General features: G+C 64.4%; 16 protein-coding genes. 5 read left to right on the forward strand and 11 right to left on the reverse strand.

From position 1 onward, the window contains the following. Window positions 1-58: 58 nt before the first annotated feature. Together DMX12_RS22700 and lpxO are read right to left on the reverse strand one after the other, a co-directional pair. Window positions 59-403: a carboxymuconolactone decarboxylase family protein gene (locus DMX12_RS22700; protein WP_029884982.1), complete on the reverse strand. Its 345-nt coding sequence runs from the start codon at window positions 401-403 to the stop codon at window positions 59-61. A gap of 136 nt (window positions 404-539) precedes the next feature. Beyond that, on the reverse strand, window positions 540-1,439 hold the full coding sequence (lpxO, locus tag DMX12_RS22705; protein WP_110679500.1) for a lipid A hydroxylase LpxO: 900 nt from the start codon (window positions 1,437-1,439) through the stop codon (window positions 540-542). Window positions 1,440-1,598: 159 nt separating this feature from the next. Here lpxO and thpR point away from each other — a divergent pair, with 159 nt between their 5' ends. After that, the gene (gene thpR, locus DMX12_RS22710) at window positions 1,599-2,165 is read left to right on the forward strand and encodes an RNA 2',3'-cyclic phosphodiesterase (RefSeq protein ID WP_110679501.1); all 567 of its coding nucleotides are present in this window, start codon (window positions 1,599-1,601) and stop codon (window positions 2,163-2,165) included. Between the two features lie 25 nt (window positions 2,166-2,190). Here the strand turns inward: thpR and DMX12_RS22715 are convergent, their stop codons facing one another. After that, window positions 2,191-3,096: an AraC family transcriptional regulator gene (locus tag DMX12_RS22715; RefSeq protein ID WP_029884985.1), complete on the reverse strand. Its 906-nt coding sequence runs from the start codon at window positions 3,094-3,096 to the stop codon at window positions 2,191-2,193. Between the two features lie 180 nt (window positions 3,097-3,276). On the opposite strand from DMX12_RS22715, the gene calA reads away from it, so the two are divergent. Then, complete coding sequence (gene calA, locus DMX12_RS22720; protein WP_029884986.1) at window positions 3,277-4,329, forward strand: vanillin reductase; 1,053 nt, start codon at window positions 3,277-3,279, stop codon at window positions 4,327-4,329. 70 nt (window positions 4,330-4,399) lie between these two features. Here calA and DMX12_RS22725 read toward each other — a convergent pair whose 3' ends face one another. Beyond that, a complete protein-coding gene (locus tag DMX12_RS22725) occupies window positions 4,400-5,716 on the reverse strand; it encodes a hypothetical protein (protein WP_110679502.1) in 1,317 nt (438 codons plus the stop codon). Window positions 5,717-5,918: 202 nt separating this feature from the next. Between DMX12_RS22725 and DMX12_RS22730 the strand changes: the two genes are divergently transcribed. Continuing rightward, on the forward strand, window positions 5,919-7,118 hold the full coding sequence (locus tag DMX12_RS22730; RefSeq protein WP_110679503.1) for a sugar transporter: 1,200 nt from the start codon (window positions 5,919-5,921) through the stop codon (window positions 7,116-7,118). Window positions 7,119-7,170: 52 nt separating this feature from the next. On the opposite strand, the gene DMX12_RS22735 is transcribed toward DMX12_RS22730, so the two are convergent. Genes DMX12_RS22735 through DMX12_RS22745 form a run of 3 tightly spaced genes read right to left on the reverse strand, consistent with a single transcriptional unit; the run spans window position 7,171 to window position 9,607 of the window. After that, entirely contained in the window at window positions 7,171-7,755 is a 585-nt protein-coding gene (locus tag DMX12_RS22735) for a LysE family translocator (protein ID WP_110679504.1), read from the reverse strand. Between the two features lie 49 nt (window positions 7,756-7,804). Then, entirely contained in the window at window positions 7,805-8,635 is an 831-nt protein-coding gene (locus tag DMX12_RS22740) for an AraC family transcriptional regulator (RefSeq protein ID WP_009683965.1), read from the reverse strand. A 48-nt stretch (window positions 8,636-8,683) separates the two neighbouring features. After that, window positions 8,684-9,607, reverse strand: a complete 924-nt coding sequence (locus DMX12_RS22745) for a LysR family transcriptional regulator (protein WP_009683964.1) — start codon at window positions 9,605-9,607, stop codon at window positions 8,684-8,686. A 104-nt stretch (window positions 9,608-9,711) separates the two neighbouring features. Here DMX12_RS22745 and nfsB point away from each other — a divergent pair, with 104 nt between their 5' ends. Next, window positions 9,712-10,365 (forward strand): oxygen-insensitive NAD(P)H nitroreductase, encoded by a 654-nt coding sequence (gene nfsB, locus DMX12_RS22750; RefSeq protein ID WP_110679505.1) that lies wholly within the window; start codon window positions 9,712-9,714, stop codon window positions 10,363-10,365. A gap of 441 nt (window positions 10,366-10,806) precedes the next feature. Here nfsB and DMX12_RS22755 read toward each other — a convergent pair whose 3' ends face one another. Together DMX12_RS22755 and DMX12_RS22760 are read right to left on the reverse strand one after the other, a co-directional pair. After that, on the reverse strand, window positions 10,807-11,961 hold the full coding sequence (locus DMX12_RS22755; protein WP_110679506.1) for a cysteine desulfurase family protein: 1,155 nt from the start codon (window positions 11,959-11,961) through the stop codon (window positions 10,807-10,809). Window positions 11,962-12,171: 210 nt separating this feature from the next. Beyond that, window positions 12,172-13,098, reverse strand: coding sequence for a LysR family transcriptional regulator (locus DMX12_RS22760; RefSeq protein WP_009686428.1), 927 nt, complete (start codon window positions 13,096-13,098; stop codon window positions 12,172-12,174). Between the two features lie 139 nt (window positions 13,099-13,237). Here DMX12_RS22760 and DMX12_RS22765 point away from each other — a divergent pair, with 139 nt between their 5' ends. Then, on the forward strand, window positions 13,238-14,467 hold the full coding sequence (locus DMX12_RS22765) for an acyl-CoA dehydrogenase (RefSeq protein ID WP_054914005.1): 1,230 nt from the start codon (window positions 13,238-13,240) through the stop codon (window positions 14,465-14,467). 22 nt (window positions 14,468-14,489) lie between these two features. On the opposite strand, the gene DMX12_RS22770 is transcribed toward DMX12_RS22765, so the two are convergent. Together DMX12_RS22770 and DMX12_RS22775 are read right to left on the reverse strand one after the other, a co-directional pair. Next, window positions 14,490-15,530, reverse strand: a complete 1,041-nt coding sequence (locus tag DMX12_RS22770; protein ID WP_110679507.1) for a TerC family protein — start codon at window positions 15,528-15,530, stop codon at window positions 14,490-14,492. A 178-nt stretch (window positions 15,531-15,708) separates the two neighbouring features. After that, window positions 15,709-17,016 carry a substrate-binding domain-containing protein gene (locus DMX12_RS22775; RefSeq protein ID WP_110679508.1) on the reverse strand — a complete coding sequence of 436 codons (1,308 nt, stop codon included), beginning with the start codon at window positions 17,014-17,016 and terminating at the stop codon, window positions 15,709-15,711. Window positions 17,017-17,347 lie beyond the last annotated feature (331 nt).

Genomic DNA, 17,347 nt, shown 5'->3' on the forward strand with positions numbered 1-17,347 from the left:
TTGAGCCGCCCAGTCTGCGGGGCACGGCGCCGTCGCGCAAGGGCGGCGCCGTTCGGGTTCAACCGTTGGCCTTGCCCACTGCATCCAGGGCCCTGGCCGAGTAGACCAGCGCGGCACCCGCGTTCATCGCCACCGCCACACCCAACGCCTCGGCAATCTCCTCACGGGTGGCGCCATGCTTCACCGCTTGCTGCGAATGCACGGCGATACAGCCGTCGCAACGGGTGGTTACCGCCACGGCCAGGGAGATCAGTTCGCGGGTCTTGGCGTCCAGATGACCGGTTTTGGCCCCGGCGCCGCTGGCGGTCATGTAGCCGGCCACGGTGTCGGGGGAAAGTTGCTTCAGATCGCCGATGCCGGCCATCAACTGCTTTCGGTAGGCATCCCAGTCCATCATGCTCATCGTCGTCACCTTGGGGTGGTTGCGAATGGAGCTTTCAGGCTAGTCGAAGCGTGGCGAACGTGCGGCTTGTACTTTGGTGCATGCCCAGTCATGCCTTTGGCTGCACCTTCGCACAGGCCGCTGGCAACACACGGACTCAGATGTAGATGAACACCAGCAGCAACGCAGCCACCACCGCCCACTTCTCCAGGTAGTAGCGCGTGCGATTGCGCTTTTTCAACGCCTTGCCGCGTTCCCGGATCTTGTAGATCCGGGTGAACAGCCGGTTGATGCCGCCGGTCTTGTCTCCGGCGGTGTTGGGGGCTGCGGCAGCCGCCATGACATTGCGGCTGAACCAGCGGTTGAACGCGCTGGCCCAGCGGTACTTGAGCGGGCGTTCGACATCGCAGAACAGAATGATGCGGTTGTGCTCGGTATTGTTGGCCGCGTAGTGGATGTAGGTTTCATCGAAAACCACCCCTTCACCGTCGCGCCATGAGTATTTCTCGCCGTCTACATCGATGTAGCAGGCGTCGTCGTTCGGTGTGTCCAGGCCCAGGTGGTAGCGGTAGGAGCCGGCATACGGGTCACGGTGGCGCACCAGCTTGGCCCCCGGCGGCAGGGTGGCGAACATGGCCGCCTTGACCGTGCCGATGCCTTGCAGCAGTTCGGTGGTGCGTGGGCACAGGGCCATTGCCGACGGGTGGCTTTCGCCGTACCACTTCAGGTAAAAGCGCTTCCAGCCGGTTTTGAAGAACGAGTTGAAACCCACGTCGTCGTAGTTTTCGGACTTCTTGATTTCGCCTACCTGCAGCAATTGCCGGCCTTCTTCGCGAATTTCCTGCCAGTGCTCCTGCAGCGGCTTCAGTTCGGGAAAGGCATCCACCGGCAAGTACGGCTTGGCCGGGTGTTTGGAAAACAGGTACAGAAAACTGTTGATCGGGGCCAGAAAGCTGGAGTGGTCGCCCAGTTGGCGGGTCAGCTTGTGACGGACCCGACCGCGCAGGTGAACGTACGCGATCGAGAGAACGAAGAGGAGGACGAGTGCAATTTTCATGGACGGTTACTTGTCGAAAATAAGGCCATGCGCCATGGCATAAGCCCGCCAGCATAAACAATCATGTGGGCAGTTTGTACTTATTGTTACGAAACCGTGGGCCGACATTGGTGTAATGCCCTACAGTCGTGCGCAAACGTTTCATGCCCAGGAGTCACCATGGTTCATGATGTACGCCCCAGCGGCAGCCCGTTCAAGCGGCTGTTTTTCGCCTTGCCGGTCAGCGATGTCCAGCGCCGCGCTCTGGCCCAGTTCCGTCGCGGCCTGAACCTGCGCAGCGGCAAACCGGTGCCGGCCGCCAACTTTCATGTCACGTTGCTGTTCCTGGGCGATGTGGATGCCGCCCTGGTGCCGGCAATCTGTGCGACGGTCGATCAACTGGCGCTGCCGGGCAGGGTACCCCGGTTGACACTTGACCGCTTGCAGGTGTGGCAGCGCTCCAGCGCCCTGGTACTGGAGGCGCAGCAGGTGCCAGCAGCGCTGATGCGCCTGGTGTACGGCCTGCAGCAGGCGCTGCTGCCTTTTGCCGGGCAAGCTGACAAGCGCGACTACCGCCCGCACCTGACGCTTGCCAGGGATTATCGCGGCGATTTGCCAGAGGCCGGCAGTGCGCCGGCGTTTTTCCTCGGCGCCCCGCACTTCACGTTGTATGAATCGCGCAAGGGCGCCTACTGGCCGTTGGCGCAATGGCCACTGGCGCCCTCAAGTGCCACGCCTGGTGACTGACGGGTGATTGCCCGCCGCCCTTCAGTCAAACCGGCAAGCTCTGGTAGGGCAGTTCATCCCCTGGGCTGCGTTCGAACTGGCGCTTGTATTCACGGCTGAACTGCGAGGTGCTCTGGTAGCCCACCCGGTGCGCCGTCTGTGCAACACCCAGGCCTTCGCCGATCAGCATTTGCTGGGCCTTGAGCAACCGCAGGCGTTTGAGGTATTGCATGGGCGCCATGTCGGTGCAGCGCTTGAAGTGTTCGTGAAAGGTCGAAACACTCATGTTGGCCCGCGCCGCGAGCGCCTCCACGCTCAGGGGCTCGCTGTAGTGCTCGCGCAAGTGGGCGAGGGCGGCGCCGATACGGGCAAAGTGCCCTTGTTGTTCCACCAGCGCCCGCAACACCCCAGCCTGCGGGCCGCGCAGCGCGGTGTAAAGCACTTCACGCACCCTCGCCGGGCCCAGGACCTTGGCATCCAGTGGGTCCTGCAGGCACTGCAGCAGGCGCTCCACACTGTCGCGCATGGGCGCATCCAGTGCTGCGGAAGTCATCGATTGCGGTGTTTGCGCCTGCACGGCAGGGTCTGGCGCCAGATCCATGCTTTGTACCAGTTCACCCAGCACGCCACGGTCGATGTCCACCGCCACGCCCAACAACGGCGCCTCGCGGGTGGCGAAGGTTTCACACATGAAGGGCACCGACAACGCCTGCACCAGGTAGTGGCCGGCACCGTACTCAAGGGTGCGTGGCCCCAGGCGCGCCAGCTTGCTGCCCTGGGCCAGGATCATCAGGCTGGGCTCGTAGATTTGCGGGCTGCTGGCGACATAGTGGTCCCAGCTCAGTACTTGCACCTGTGGCAGGTGCGTAGGCACGAAGCCCGGGCGCGTGGCCAGGCAGCGGATCAGGGCGCAGAGGGGCGCGTTGGCATCGACGTGGCGGGTCAGTTGCATGATGAACCAGGGCAGAGGATCAGACAGCCTAATGATCGCAGATTGACGGCATAGCGCCAGTGGCACAAAGGCAGGTTCGGAGAATCAGGCATGCATGCCGGAGAATCAGCCGTGGGCGCGAGGGCGAATGGTGGGCACAATTGCCCCACTGAATCGTTTCATTCTACAGCGAGGTCCAGCATGTATACCGCCATCGGTTACGCCGCCCAAACCCCTACCAGCCCCCTGGCGCCCATGACCTTCGAGCGCCGCAGCCCGCGCCCGGACGATGTCGCCATCGAGATCCTGTACTGTGGCGTGTGCCACTCCGACATCCACCAGGCGCGCAACGAATGGGGCATTGCCGTATACCCGCTGATGCCTGGCCACGAAATCATCGGCCGCGTCACCGCCACGGGCGACCAGGTCACCGCCTACAAGGTAGGTGACCTGGTAGGCGTGGGTTGCATGGTCGACTCCTGCCGCCACTGCGAGGCGTGCGCCAAGGACCTGGAGCAATACTGCCAGCAAGGCCCGACCATGACCTATGCCACCCCGGACCGGGTCGACGGCAGCAACACCATGGGCGGCTACTCCAGCAGCATCGTGGTCAGCGAGCACTTCGTGCTGCGCATTCCGGCCGGCATGGACCTGCCCAGCGCCGCGCCGATCCTGTGCGCCGGTATCACCACCTATTCGCCGCTCAAGCACCACGGTGTCGGCCCGGGGCACAAGGTCGGCATCCTGGGCATGGGCGGGCTGGGCCACATGGGCATCAAGCTGGCCAAGGCGCTGGGCGCAGAAGTGACCTTGTTCACCCGCTCCCAGGCCAAGGCCGAAGAAGCGCGGCGCCAGGGCGCCGACCATGTGATCGTGTCCACCGATGCCGAGCAGATGCGCGCTGCGGCCGACCGTTTCGATTTCCTGCTCGATACCATTCCGGTGCAGCACGACCTGAACCCGTACCTGGAAACGCTGAAGTTCGACGGGGTGCACATTCTGGTCGGCCTGATCGAGCCGATCGACCCGGCCGTGCATGCGGCCAACCTGGTCATGAAGCGTCGGGTGCTGGCGGGGTCGTTGATTGGTGGTATCGCCGAGACCCAGGAAGTGCTGGATTTCTGTGCCGAACACGATATCCGCTGCGATATCGAGATGCTGGACATCCGCAATATCAACCAGGCGTACGAGCGCATGATCGCCGGTGATGTGAAATACCGGTTCGTGATCGACATGGCCACGCTGCAGGCCTGATCGGGGCCTGCGTCGGCCGCTATGCGGGCAAGCCGCGAAGCGGCCGGCTGGCAGGCCGGGGCAGGCTTGGCTACCAGGCCAGCGGTTTGTCCCAGCCCTTCCAGAACAGCCACCGGCGCACCTCCCCATGCGCGCCGGTACCGATCTGCCACGCCGGCCGGCCGCTGTCGAGGGCAATCTCCGCCACAATCCCGGCATGGCTGGCGGCCACCAGGGTACGCCCGTCGGCGCTGATGTCCATGGCGCTGATGGTCGAGCCCAGGTAGTGCTGCCAATGCTCCTGGCCATCTTCGCCAAAGGCCCGCAGGTAGCCGTAGGCATCACCGATGATGTATTCGCCAGCGCGCGCCACCCCGGCATAGACACGCGCGCCATCCTGCACCAGTGGGGTGCGCGGGTCCTGGCTGTAGTAATCGGTGCGCAGCCCCGGCAGGTCGGCTACCCGTACCGCCAGCGTGGCACCGCTGTAGAAGTGGCAGGCGTTGAGGAGCAACTGGTCACCCCGCTGGTTGAACAGCGCGAAATGCGGGTATTCGCCGCCGGGACCAATCTCGGCCACCAACCTGAGCCGGTCGTCCAGCACCAGGTGCCGGCTGCCTTGCTCACCCACCACGACCCAGCGGCCATCGGCCGACACCGCGCCGTGCTCCATGCTCAGCCCGAGGCTGATGTCCTCCGGCTCGGTGCCTTCGGCCAGGGCGTCGAGTACCCGCGCCTGGTGCGGCAGCAGGCGGGTTGCGCCGTCGCTGGCCAACACGAAGGTGCCATCGGCACTGACCAGCAGCACGCGTTGGCCGTCCGGGAAAGGGATCAATGCGGTGGGCGCGGGTGGCAGGTCGAACGGCTCGAACGGGTAGCCGGCCGGCAACCCTTCCAGGCCGGTCGGCCAGGCCAGGCGCTGTACCTGCGGGCCGCCCCAGCCAGCGGTCACCCGGACGCCTTCGGCATTGCCCAGGGCAAAGTAGCGGCGGGCCGGGCAGCGGCCGAAGTACTCGACGCCGATCACCGGGGTGACCCCATGGCGATCGATACGCAGCACCTGGCCTTTTTCGTGCGGCATGCCGATGCGCGCCAGCAGGCTACCGTCGTCCAGCAGCAGGACATTGCTGATGCCCTGGCCATGCTCATCAAGCAACGGTACCAGCGGTTGGTGGGCAGGCGGCCAGGCTTGGCGGAAGTCTTGGCGTTGCTGCTCACTGCAGCCCGGGCGGTTGGCTGCCTGCAGGGCTGCCAGCCAGGCGTCGAGCAGGTGGTCGGTCGCGGGCACTTGTGGCGCTTGAAGGTTGTCCCAGCCTTGGGCGCGGCCTTGTGCAACGTAGTCGTTGACGGCCTGGGCATAGGCGATGACCGCCTGCTGCCATTGCTGCTGGGGGTACTGCTTGTCCATGAGTGGATCGGGCTCCTTGCTGCAACGTGTTTCACTTCAAGTGGGCATGGTACTCCTTATGCCCGACTTGCGGTTGTTGGCCCCGGGTGTGACGCGTACCATGCCGGCATTCCTATTCATGACAATGCGTACGTCGGCAACCCCATAGACCGGGGCCCTGGCGCGCGACCTGTTGCTTTTTCACGGAGACTCTCTTTCTACAATGAACGGACCTGTACCCAGCCACCTGCCACCCGGCACGGGCAGCGGCAGTTGGCTTAGCGTCATCGCCTTGGCCCTGGCGGCCTTCATTTTCAATACCACCGAATTCGTTCCGGTGGCGCTGCTCAGTGACATTGGCGGCAGCTTCGACATGAGCACTGCCCAGGTCGGCCTGATGCTGACCATCTATGCCTGGGTGGTGGCGCTGGCGTCTCTGCCGATGATGCTGCTGACCCGCAACATCGAACGGCGGCGCTTGCTGTTGTTGGTGTTCATGGTGTTCATCGTCAGCCACTTGTTGTCCTGGCTGTCGCAAAGCTTCGCCATGCTGCTGGTCAGTCGCATCGGCATTGCCCTGGCGCATGCGGTGTTCTGGGCCATTACCGCTTCGCTGGCGGTGCGCGTGGCGCCGCCCGGGCAGCAGGCCAAGGCGTTGGGCCTGTTGGCCACCGGCACCACCCTGGCCATGGTGCTTGGCATCCCGCTCGGGCGTGTGGTGGGCGAGGCACTGGGCTGGCGCATCACCTTCCTGAGCATTGCCGTGGTAGCGCTGGCGACCATGGTGTGCCTGATGAAGTCGTTGCCGCTGCTGCCCAGCCAGAACTCCGGGTCGCTACGCAGCCTGCCGGTCCTGTTCAGGCGCCCGGCGCTGGTCATCACCTATCTGCTGGTGACCCTGGTGATTACTGCGCAATTCACCGCGTACAGCTATATCGAGCCATTCGCTCTGCACGTGGCGCAGATCGGCGGCGAGCGCACCACGCTGTTGCTGTTGCTGTTCGGGGGGGCAGGGGTACTGGGTTCAGTGTTGTTCAGCCGCTACAGCGAGCGCTTCCCGCAGGGTTTCCTGCTGGGCTCGATGGGGGTGTTGGCGGCGTGCCTGCTGTTGCTGTTGCCACTGTCAGGCAACTTTTACGTGTTCGCGGTGCTGAGCATGTTGTGGGGGGTAGCGATCCTCAGCTTCAGCCTGGCGTTGCAGTCCAGGACCTTGAAGCTGGCCTCTGATGCGACCGACGTAGCCATGGCGCTGTTCTCGGGTATCTACAACATCGGCATCGGGGGTGGGGCCCTGCTGGGCAGCATTGTCAGCAGCCGGCTGGATGTGGCGTACATCGGCCTGGTGGGTGGCAGTGTGGCGGTGGTCGGGTTGTTGCTGGCCGTGGCCAGCGCCCGGCGCTTGCGGGAGGCGCTACCGCACTGACCGGTCAGGGCCTGCGATGGGCTGCGCGGCAGCCCAAACCGGTGGCAGGGCGTCAGGCCAGCACAGCCGCCCATGCTGAAATCAGCAAAAGCCCCGCCAACAGTTGGTTGAACACCCGTAACCGCTGCGGCGCCTGCAACCAGCGGGCGCTGCCTGCCCCCAGTACCGCCCATGCCCCCATGCACGGCAGGGCAACCAGGCAGAACACCAACGCCAGCTGCCATTCCGGTAACCTGGGGGCGGCAAACACCCCCACCACCGCCACGGCCATCAACCACACTTTAGGGTTGACCGCCTGCAGCAAGGCGGCGCTGAGGGCGCTGAAGCCTTGCGCCGTACCCGCGTGCAGCGGTGCCCCGGCACTGCGCAGCATTTTCCACGCCAGCCCGCTCAACCACAGCGCTCCGGCCCAGCTCATCAGTTGCTGTGCCAGTGGGTGGCGCAGCAACAGCTCGCCCAGCCCCAGGCCCACCAGCAGCACAATTGTCGCTGCCGTGCAGCAGGCCGCCAGGATCGGCAACAGGCTGGCCCGTACGCCCAGGCGGGCGCCGTGCGCCAGGATCAACAGGTTGGTTGGCCCCGGGCTGAGGCTGGCGACCAAAGCAAACAGGATGAAGGGCAGCATCGACTGAGACATGGGAACGCTCCAGAGCATCAAAGCCCCATGCTCGCTGTTGCCAAGCGGTTCAGTCTGGAAGGTTTGAGCAGCGCCTGCGGTAGTCGGCCGGCGTCAGCTGGTAGGCACGGCGAAACCAGCGGCCCAGGTGGCTCTGGTCGGCAAAGCCCAAGGCCACGGCCACTTGCGCCGAGCTCTGGCCTTGGGCGAGCAGCCGCCGCGCCCGGGTCAGGCGCAGCTGGATGAGGTAGGCATGCGGGGCAATGCCGAAGGCGGCCTTGAACGCCCGGGTGAGGCGAAAACGGTCGATGCCGCAGGCCTGGGCCAGGTCGTCGAGGCCAATGTCACGTTCCAGGTTGGCATGCAGGTAGTCCCGCGCGCGCTGCGCGCTCAGCGGCAGGCGCGGGTCGGGGTTGATGCGCCGGCGCCAGTGCAGGTGGCAGGTCAGGCGGGCAAGCAGTTCGTCGGTGGCGGTTTGCCGGACGATGCGCAAGTCCTGGTCGTGAACCGCGCGGAAGGCGAGGGCGGTAGCGCTTGCCAAACGTTGGTCATGGCAAAGGGTGTCGGCAAAGCTCGGCAGGCTGCCGCCCGGCGCGTGCTCGAACAGCGACCGCAATTGCTGGTCGAGCCAGAGCGGGTCCAGGTACAACGTGGAGTAGGTGAAGCCTTCCTCGGTGGGGGCCAGGCCATCGTGAATATCGCCAGGCTCGAGCAAGAACACCTGCCCGGGTGTGCTGCGGTGGCGCACCCGGCGGCAATTGAACTGCTGCACCCCCTGTTCGGTGACGCCCACCAGAAAGCTGTCGTGCCAGTGCGGGTCGTAGGCATGCCCGACAAAATGCGCCCGCACCGACTCGATGCCGGTGTCGGCGTCCTGCTTGAAGTCTATCCAGTTGCTCATGGAGGCATGCCGCCGATTCAAAACGCCAACCTAGCGTAACGGTTGAGTTCAGTCTGGAACAATTGTGCAGCCGCTGGCCAGTGCCGGTTCACGCAGCGCCTCGAAGCGCTCGCGTAGCCACAGGTGCAGTTGGGTTACCGCCGGGGTGAGCTGTTTGCGATGCGGGCAAACCAGCGTGACCGGGGTCGATTCGCCGAGCAGTCCGGGGAGAACGACCTCCAGTTCGCCGGTGGCAATGTTGGCGCTGACGTCCAGCCACGACTTGTACACGATGCCTTCACCCTGTACGGCCAAACGGCGGATGACGTCGGCGTCGTCGCTGACCAGCGGCCCGCGCACCTGCACGGTGCGGTTGCCCAGTTGCCATTTGTCGTACACCCGGTTGTGCTGCATGTACAACAGGCATGCATGCTGCTGCAGCGCATCGGGGGTGAGTGGGCGGCCGTGCCGGGCCAGGTAGTCGGGCGAGGCGACCAGCACCCGGCGGTTCCAGGCAGCCAGCGGCAGGGCGATGTAGTTGGCGTCCTGGTTGTGGCCATAGCGGATGGCCACGTCTACTGGGTCACGGTTGAGGTCGGCGATCTGGTCAGAGAGAAAGAAGCGCACCTGCAACGCCGGGTGCTCGCGGCGGAAGGCGCTGAGCCATGGCAACAGCATGTTGCGGCCCATGTCGGAGGGCGCCGACACCTGCAGCGTACCGCGCAGGGTGTCAGGGTTGCCATGCAGGTCTTCGTGGCCCTGGCGCAGGCTCTCCAGCACATTCAGTGCGGTCGGCAGGTAGCGCTCGCCCTCTGCGGTCAGGCGCAGGCTGCGGGTAGTGCGGGCGAACAGACGCACGTCCAGGTCGCGCTCCAGGCGCTTGATGGCCGCAGCCACCTGGCCAGGCAGCAAGCCCGCTTCGTGGGCAGCGGCGGTGAAGCTGCCCAGCACGCTGCTACGGGCGAACAGCTCAAGGTCTGCGATGCGCAGCATTTTCACTCCAGGGCCGAAAGTGTTGCTGCATTGTGCCGGTTTTTCTTTTCTGCAGGAAAGATAAGATGAGCGGCAAATTCACTGCTCATACCTGGAGTCGTTGCATGGATACCGTCTCGCTGGCCAAGCGCCGTTACACCACCAAAGCCTACGATGCCTCACGCCGTATTCCCCAGGCCACGGTCGATGCCTTGCTCGAGCAACTGCGCCACAGCCCGTCCTCGGTCAATTCCCAGCCTTGGCACTTCATCGTCGCCGACGGCGCCGAAGGCAAGGCCCGCCTGGCCAAGAGCACCTCGCAGGGCTACGCCTACAACACGCCGAAGCTGCTCGATGCTTCGCACGTGATCGTGTTCTGCACCCGTACCGAAATGACTGAAGCGCACCTGGACAGCGTGCTGGACCAGGAGGCCGCCGACGGGCGTTTCCGGGACGACCAGGCGCGCGCGGCGCAAAACCAGAGCCGCCGTCACTACGTTGACCTGCACCGCTTCGATCTGAAGGACGTGCAGCACTGGATGGAGAAACAGACCTACCTGGCCCTGGGCACGGCGTTGCTGGGTGCTGCGGCGCTGGGGCTGGATGCCACGCCCATTGAAGGTTTCGACAGCAAGCTGCTGGATGCCGAACTGGGCTTGCGCGAGCGGGGGTTCACCAGCGTGGTGATGCTCTGCCTGGGCTATCGCAGTGAGGCCGACTTCAATGCCGGCCTGGGCAAGTCGCGCTTGCCGGCAGCGCAGGTATTCACCTTCCTGTAAGCGCGGCAGCCGGGTAATGCCTGTCAGTCAAGCCTTGGTGGCAGCCATTGGGCTGCTTTGCAGCCCATCGCCGGCAAGCCAGCCCACAGGGGGCGCATCAGGGCTGACAGGTGTTTGTCACAAGATATGCAGCGCCTGTGCGATCGAGCGCCGCCCGCGCGGCGCATCGCGAGCTGCGCTCGCTCCTACGTTTGTTTCGGGCCAATTATTCCTGTGGGATTTGCGCGCGAACGCCTTGGCGCATGCCTCAAAATCGCGTCGTACGAACAAGGCGGCCGCGCGCATCTGGCACAGGGGTTACTGGCCCGAAACAAACGTAGGAGCGAGCGCAGCTCGCGAAGCGCCGCGCGGGCGGCGCTCGATCTCACAGACGCTGAAGATGCTGCGGCTACCCTTGCCAGAAACCATAGAATTTCCCACAGGGCCCGCGCAAGAGGCGGGTTACCACAAGGCTGCCGACGCCGCAGCCACTACCCTGGCAAACACCTCCAGCGCCTTGTCGACTTCGGCGTCGGTGCTGAAACGGCCGATGCTAAGGCGCACGCTGTTGCGCGCCTGGTGCTCATTCAGCCCCAGCGCCAGCAGCACGTGGGACGCCATGTTGCTGGCCGAGTTGCACGCCGAGGTGGTGGACAACGCCAGTTCGCTGGCCAGCGCCGCACTGTTGAAGCCCGGGCTGTCGATGCACAGGTTCAGGGTGTGCGGGATGCGTTGCGTGGCGCAGCCATTGAGGCTGACCCCGGGCAACTTCAGCAAGCCTTCCTGCAGCCGCGTGGCCAGCTGCGCTAGGCGCAGGTACTCGCTGTCGCCGGGCTGCCCGGCCAGGGCGAACGCACTGCCCATGCCGGCAATCTGGTGGGTGGCCAAGGTCCCGGAACGCAGGCCCTGCTCATGGCCACCGCCGTGGATCTGTGCGCGCAGTACCGGGCGGGCGCGAGGCCCGACGTACAGGGCGCCGATGCCTTTGGGCCCATAGACCTTGTGCGCCGAGAACGACATCAGGTCGACAGCCATCGCGCGCAGGTCAATCGCCAGTTTGCCCACTGCCTGTGCGGCGTCCACGTGCAACAGGGCGCCATGCGCGCGAACGCACTCGCCAATGGCGGCAACGTCGGTGACCGTGCCGAGTTCATTGTTGACGGCCATCAGCGATACCAGGCGGGTATCGGCGCGCAACGCGGCTTGTACGGCCGCGGGCTGGATCAGGCCACGGGCATCAGGTGCCAGGCGCGTGACCGCCCAGCCTTGGCGCTCCAGTTCGGCCACGGTGTCGAGTACGGCTTTGTGTTCCAGCAGGCTGGTGACCAGGTGCCCCGGGTGGTCGATGCCGTTGGCAACGCCTTTGAGCGCCAGGTTGTTCGACTCGGTGGCACCAGAGGTCCATACCAGCGCTTCGGCCGGGGCGCCGATGCGCTCGGCCACTTGCTGGCGGGCCTGGTCCACCACACTGCGGGCGGCCTGGCCGTAGGCATGGCCACTGGAGGCCGGGTTGCCGAAGTTGGCCTGGCGGCCAAGGCCGGCGAGCATGGTTTCGACCACCCGGTCATCGACCGGGGTAGTGGCGGCGTAATCGAAGTACAGCGGGGCGTTAGGCATCGGGGCATGTCCATGTCTGTCGCCGTGGGGTCGGCGATCGTTGGCATCAGCCTATCGTGCGGTCGAAAGATGCTTTTCGCTTCCCGCTGAGCTATTTGTGGCGTATTTGCATGCTTGTTCTATTTGATTGCCTTTTTGGAGAATATTTTTCTCGATTCATTCTTTCGCACAGCACACCGTGATACGCATCGACCGGTTTCAGCGCGCATTTTAGGCAGGTTCAAGCGCTTTTTCTTCGTCGGCTACCACACGTTGGCACAGCTCGGTGATCTGCTCGCGCATCCAACGGTTGGCCGGGTCCTGGTCGGTGCTTTCGTGCCAGTACAGGTGCGTTTCCAGAGCCGGGACCTCCACCGGCAGCGGGTGGTAGCGCAGCTGATGACGGCGAGCGAAACGCTCCGGGACGGTCATTGCCATGTCGGTCTGCTGCAACACTTGCGAGGCCATCAGGTAGTGCTGCGAGCGCAGGGCGACCTTGCGTTGCACGCCCATCTTCCCCAACGCCAGGTCGACATACCCCAGGCCGTTGCGGCGGCTGGAAATGTGGATATGGGTCATGCCCAGGTAGCTGTCGAGGGTCAGTTTGCTGTCCGCCAGCGGGTGGCCCTGGCGCAGGGCACAGACGTAGCGGTCTTGCATCAACTTCACGTGGCGGACCTGGGGGTCGGTGTTCAACGGCGCGTCGATGGCGAAATCCAGGCGGCCGGCGGCCAGCTCCTTGGTGGTTTCACGGCGCTTGCACAGGAAACTCTCGATCAGCACCGTCGGCGCCAGGCGGCGCAGCCGCTGGAACAGGGGCGGCAGAATGACCGCTTCGGTCAGGTCGGTCATGCTGATACGGAAGGTTTTGTTGGCCTGTTGCGGGTTGAAAATGCGGCTTTCCTGTACTGAGGTGCGCAGCAGCGCCAGGGCGTTGCGCACCGGGCCGATGATGTTCTGCGCCATGGGCGTGGGCACCATGCCTTGCGCAGTGCGCACGAACAGCGGGTCGTTGAAGGTTTCGCGCAGGCGCGACAGGGCGTTGGACACCGCCGGCTGGGTGATGCCGACGATCTGCCCGGCGCGGGTGAGGTTGGCTTCGGTGTAGATCGCATCGAACACGATGAACAGGTTGAGGTCGACCTTGCTGAGGTTCATGGGCGCCGCTCTTTGTTGGAGTTATCTGCCGATCATATATCGGTTATGAATGTTCATACACGCTGAAAATAGACTAGGTGGATCGGGTTGCGCTGCTCTAGGCTCTGGCCATGTTCTTCGAACCGTGAAGGTAACCCCGATGGATTTCGCCTATTCGCCCAAGGTCCAGGCACTGCGCGAGCGTGTCACTGCGTTCATGGATGCTTATGTCTACCCCGCCGAGGCGGTGTTTGACCGCCAGGTCGCCGAGGGTGACCGCTGGCAGCCCACCGCGATCATGGAAGAGCTCAAGGCCAAGGCCCGCGCCGAGGGGCTATGGAACCTGTTCCTGCCCGAGTCGGAGTACGGCGCTGGCCTGAGCAACCTGGAGTACGCGCCGCTGGCCGAAATCATGGGCCGCTCACTGCTCGGCCCGGAGCCGTTCAACTGTTCGGCCCCGGATACCGGCAACATGGAGGTGCTGGTGCGCTACGGCAGCCAGGCGCAGAAACGCCAGTGGCTGGAGCCGCTACTGCGGGGTGAGATTCGTTCCTCCTTCGCCATGACCGAACCGGATGTGGCTTCCTCGGACGCGACCAACATGGTCGCGACCGCGGTGCGTGACGGTGACGAGTGGGTGATCAATGGGCGCAAATGGTGGACGTCTGGTGCGTGCGACCCGCGCTGCAAGGTGATGATCTTCATGGGCCTGTCCAATCCGGAAGGCCCGCGTCACCAGCAGCACTCGATGGTATTGGTGCCAACCGATACGCCTGGTGTGAAGATTGTTCGCCCGCTGCCGGTATTCGGCTACGACGATGCCCCGCATGGCCACGCCGAGGTGCTGTTCGAGAACGTAAGGGTGCCTTACGAAAACGTGATCCTCGGCGAGGGCCGCGGCTTCGAGATCGCCCAGGGGCGCCTGGGCCCTGGGCGTATCCACCACTGCATGCGTTCTGTCGGCATGGCCGAACGGGCGCTGGAGCTGATGTGCAAGCGCTCGGTTGCGCGCACCGCCTTCGGCAAGCCTCTGGCACGCCTGGGGGGCAACGTCGACAAGATTGCCGATTCGCGCATGGAAATCGACATGGCCCGGCTACTCACGCTCAAAGCGGCGTACATGATGGACACGGTCGGCAACAAGGTCGCGCGCAGCGAGATCGCGCAGATCAAGGTGGTGGCGCCGAACGTGGCGCTGAAGGTGATCGACCGGGCGATCCAGCTGCATGGCGGGGCAGGGGTGAGCGGCGATTTCCCGCTGGCGTACATGTACGCCATGCAACGCACCCTGCGCCTGGCCGACGGACCCGATGAAGTGCACCGGGCGGCGATCGGCAAGTATGAGATTGGCAAGTATGTGCCGGCAGAGATGTTGCGCAGCGGGCGGTGAGGCAGGCTGATTCTCGTCAGGCCTACTCTTTGTGGCCGGCATTGGCTTGGGGGGTGCCGTGTGCCGGCGGCTGACCCACCACAGCCGGCTTCTGCCCCCGCGTCTTGAGCAGCGAAACCACCACCCCACCCAGCAACAGCCCGAACGTCACACCCAACGACAGCAACGCCGGCACCTTGCCGACCATGCCATGGTAGAAGATCTTGCAGCCGATGAAGATCAACACCAGCGCCAATGCGTACTTGAGGTATACGAACCGGTGCATCAGCGCCGACAAGGCAAAGTACAGCGAGCGCAGGCCAAGAATGGCGAAGATGTTCGAGGTGTAGACAATGAACGGGTCCTGGGTGATGGCGAAGATCGCGGGTACGCTGTCCACCGCGAACACCAGGTCGGCCAGCTCGATCAGCACCAGTGCCAGGAACAGCGGCGTTGCATGGCGCAGGGCCTTGTTCTGCCCCGGGGGTGTCTGGTGGACAAAGAAATGCGAACCATGGATCTCGTCGGTCACCCGCAGGTGCCGGCGCACGAACTTGAGGATTGGGTTGTTGGCCAGGTCTGGATGGCTGTCTTCTTTGGCCAGCGCCATCTTCACCCCGGTGAACAGCAGGAAGGCCCCGAAGAGGTACAGCACCCAGGCGAAGTTCTGCACCAGTGCTGCGCCCACCCCGATCATGATCGCGCGCAGGATCACCACCCCGAGGATGCCCCAGAACAGCACGCGGTGCTGGTAACGGCGGGGGATGGCGAAATAGCTGAAAATCATGGCCATGACGAACACGTTGTCCATCGACAGTGATTGCTCGACCAGGAAGCCGGTGTAGAACTCCAGCGCCGATTGCGCGCCTAGCTGGAACCAGACCCAACCGCCGAACAGCACGCCGATGCTGAAGTAGCCGGAGTACAACAGCAGGCTTTCGCGCATGCCGATTTCACGTTCGTGACGGTGCAGTATGCCGAGGTCGAGTACCAGCAGGCCGATGACGATGGCCATGAACACCAGCCACAGCCAGGTGCTGGTACCGAGGAACGGGGTGGTGAGAAACGCCTGTAGAGCTGTCATGAGCCTCTCCTTGAATGTCGACGTTGCGTGGCAACAGTGATCCGACATCACGGCGTGGCAGCCGTCAGAGGGGCCCGGTATCACATAGGGTTAAGGCTAGACCTGTTTGCCTGCGCTGCCGAATCCGGAGCTGTTACATTTGTTTGCCAGGCGGCCGTGAACAGCATCACCCTGTTGCTCAGTACACCCACACCTCCACACGCTGGTTGTGCAGCCGCCCTTGTTCACGTTCGTTGCCGGCCACAGGCAATTCAGCGCCCATGCCGGTCACCTGCAGCACTGCGACGCCGTTACGTGCCAACTGGCGGCGCACCGCCTGCGCCCGCAAGCGCGACAGCAGCGCAGCGCGGCCTGGGGTCAGCTTGGGGTCGCCGAAGCCAACCAGCACTGTCTTGCCTTGTAGCTTGCCGGCCTGGTGCAGGTAATCGGCGACCCTTCGCACATCACGCAGGGCCTTGTTGTCGAGGTTGGCGCTGCCTGCCTGAAAGCGAAAGTTCACGCTCAGCCGTTGTGCCTGCCTGGCCAGGTTGCGGTAGCGCGGCGGCATGCCTGCCTGTGGTGGCACTGGCAGGGCCTGTATCTGCTGCGAAACGAACCCTTGCTGGGCGACGATGGCCTGGCCTGCCGGGCTTTGGGCGAAGTCCGCCAGGGCTTTGGCGGGTGGTTTGGGGTTGGCCGGCAGATAGAAGTACAAGCGCCGTGACAGGGGGTAGTCCTCGCTGGCCACCAGGGCGCGCGCTGGCAGCATGGCCGGGGCGTCCCCTTCAGCCACCGCCAGCACCTTGGCCCCGTGAATGGCGGCCAGGCTACTGAAGCCAATGGCCTGGCGGTCGGTGCTCACCCCTGCGGCCAGTTCGTCACTGGATTCGAAGCGCCGGGCCTGGGCTGACAGTGCCGCGTGCTGTGGCGCCAGTACCAGTGCCTTGAAGGTTTCAAAGGTGCCGGAGCGGTCGTCACGGGCGTACAGGTGAATGGCCCCGCCGGAAATGCCCAATTCTTCCCAACGCTGGATCTGACCAGAGAAAACTTGCGCCAGTTGCCCTGTGCTGAGCTGCGGCAGCGGGTTATCGGGGTGGACAATGACCGCCACACCATCCAGGGCAATGACTTGCTCGGAAGCGGCAGCACGCAGGTCGCCCAACGCTCGCAACTGGAGTACTTCGTTGTCGTTGATCGGCCGTGAGGCGGCCGCCAGGTCGGCCTCGCCCTCAACCAGGGCGGTGAAGCCGGTGCTGGAACCGTGGGCAGCGATGTCGATGCGTACCGGTTGGCCCTGCGTGTCGCGGGCCGTGATCACGGTTTCGTTGGGCAGCTTGCCGGCCCGGCGTTCGATCGCGCTGGCTTGCTGCGCACGGAGCTGGCCCTCCACCAGCGCCGGCAGCAGGGCTGCGCCAATGGTATTGGAGCCTTGCACACGCAAATGAACCGGTTCGGCCACGGTGGCCAGTGGTAGCACGGTGAGCAGTAGCACAAGCAGGCGCGGCATGCCGGGTGGCCCTGTGGCATAGAGTTGGCCGGCAGATTACGACAGGGGCGTGATGATAATGTGACAGTCAATGGGCTTGAGGCTGTCGAGGCTGCTGTGCAGCCCATCGCCGGCAAGCCGGCTCCCACACCGATAGCAATGTTCTCAAGACCTGTGCTGTACGTTGTGGGAGATTCTATGGTTTCTGGCAAGGGTAGCCGCAGTATCTTCAGCGCCTGTGAGATCGAGCGCCGCCCGCGCGGCGCAATCGCGAGCTGCGCTCGCTCCTACGTTTGTTTCGGGCCAGTAACGCCTGTGACAGGCGCGCGCGGCCGCCTTGTTTGTACGGCGC

The organism is Pseudomonas sp. MB-090624 (assembly GCF_003205245.1).
In the GTDB taxonomy this organism is placed as follows: Bacteria; Pseudomonadota; Gammaproteobacteria; order Pseudomonadales; family Pseudomonadaceae; genus Aquipseudomonas; species Aquipseudomonas juntendi.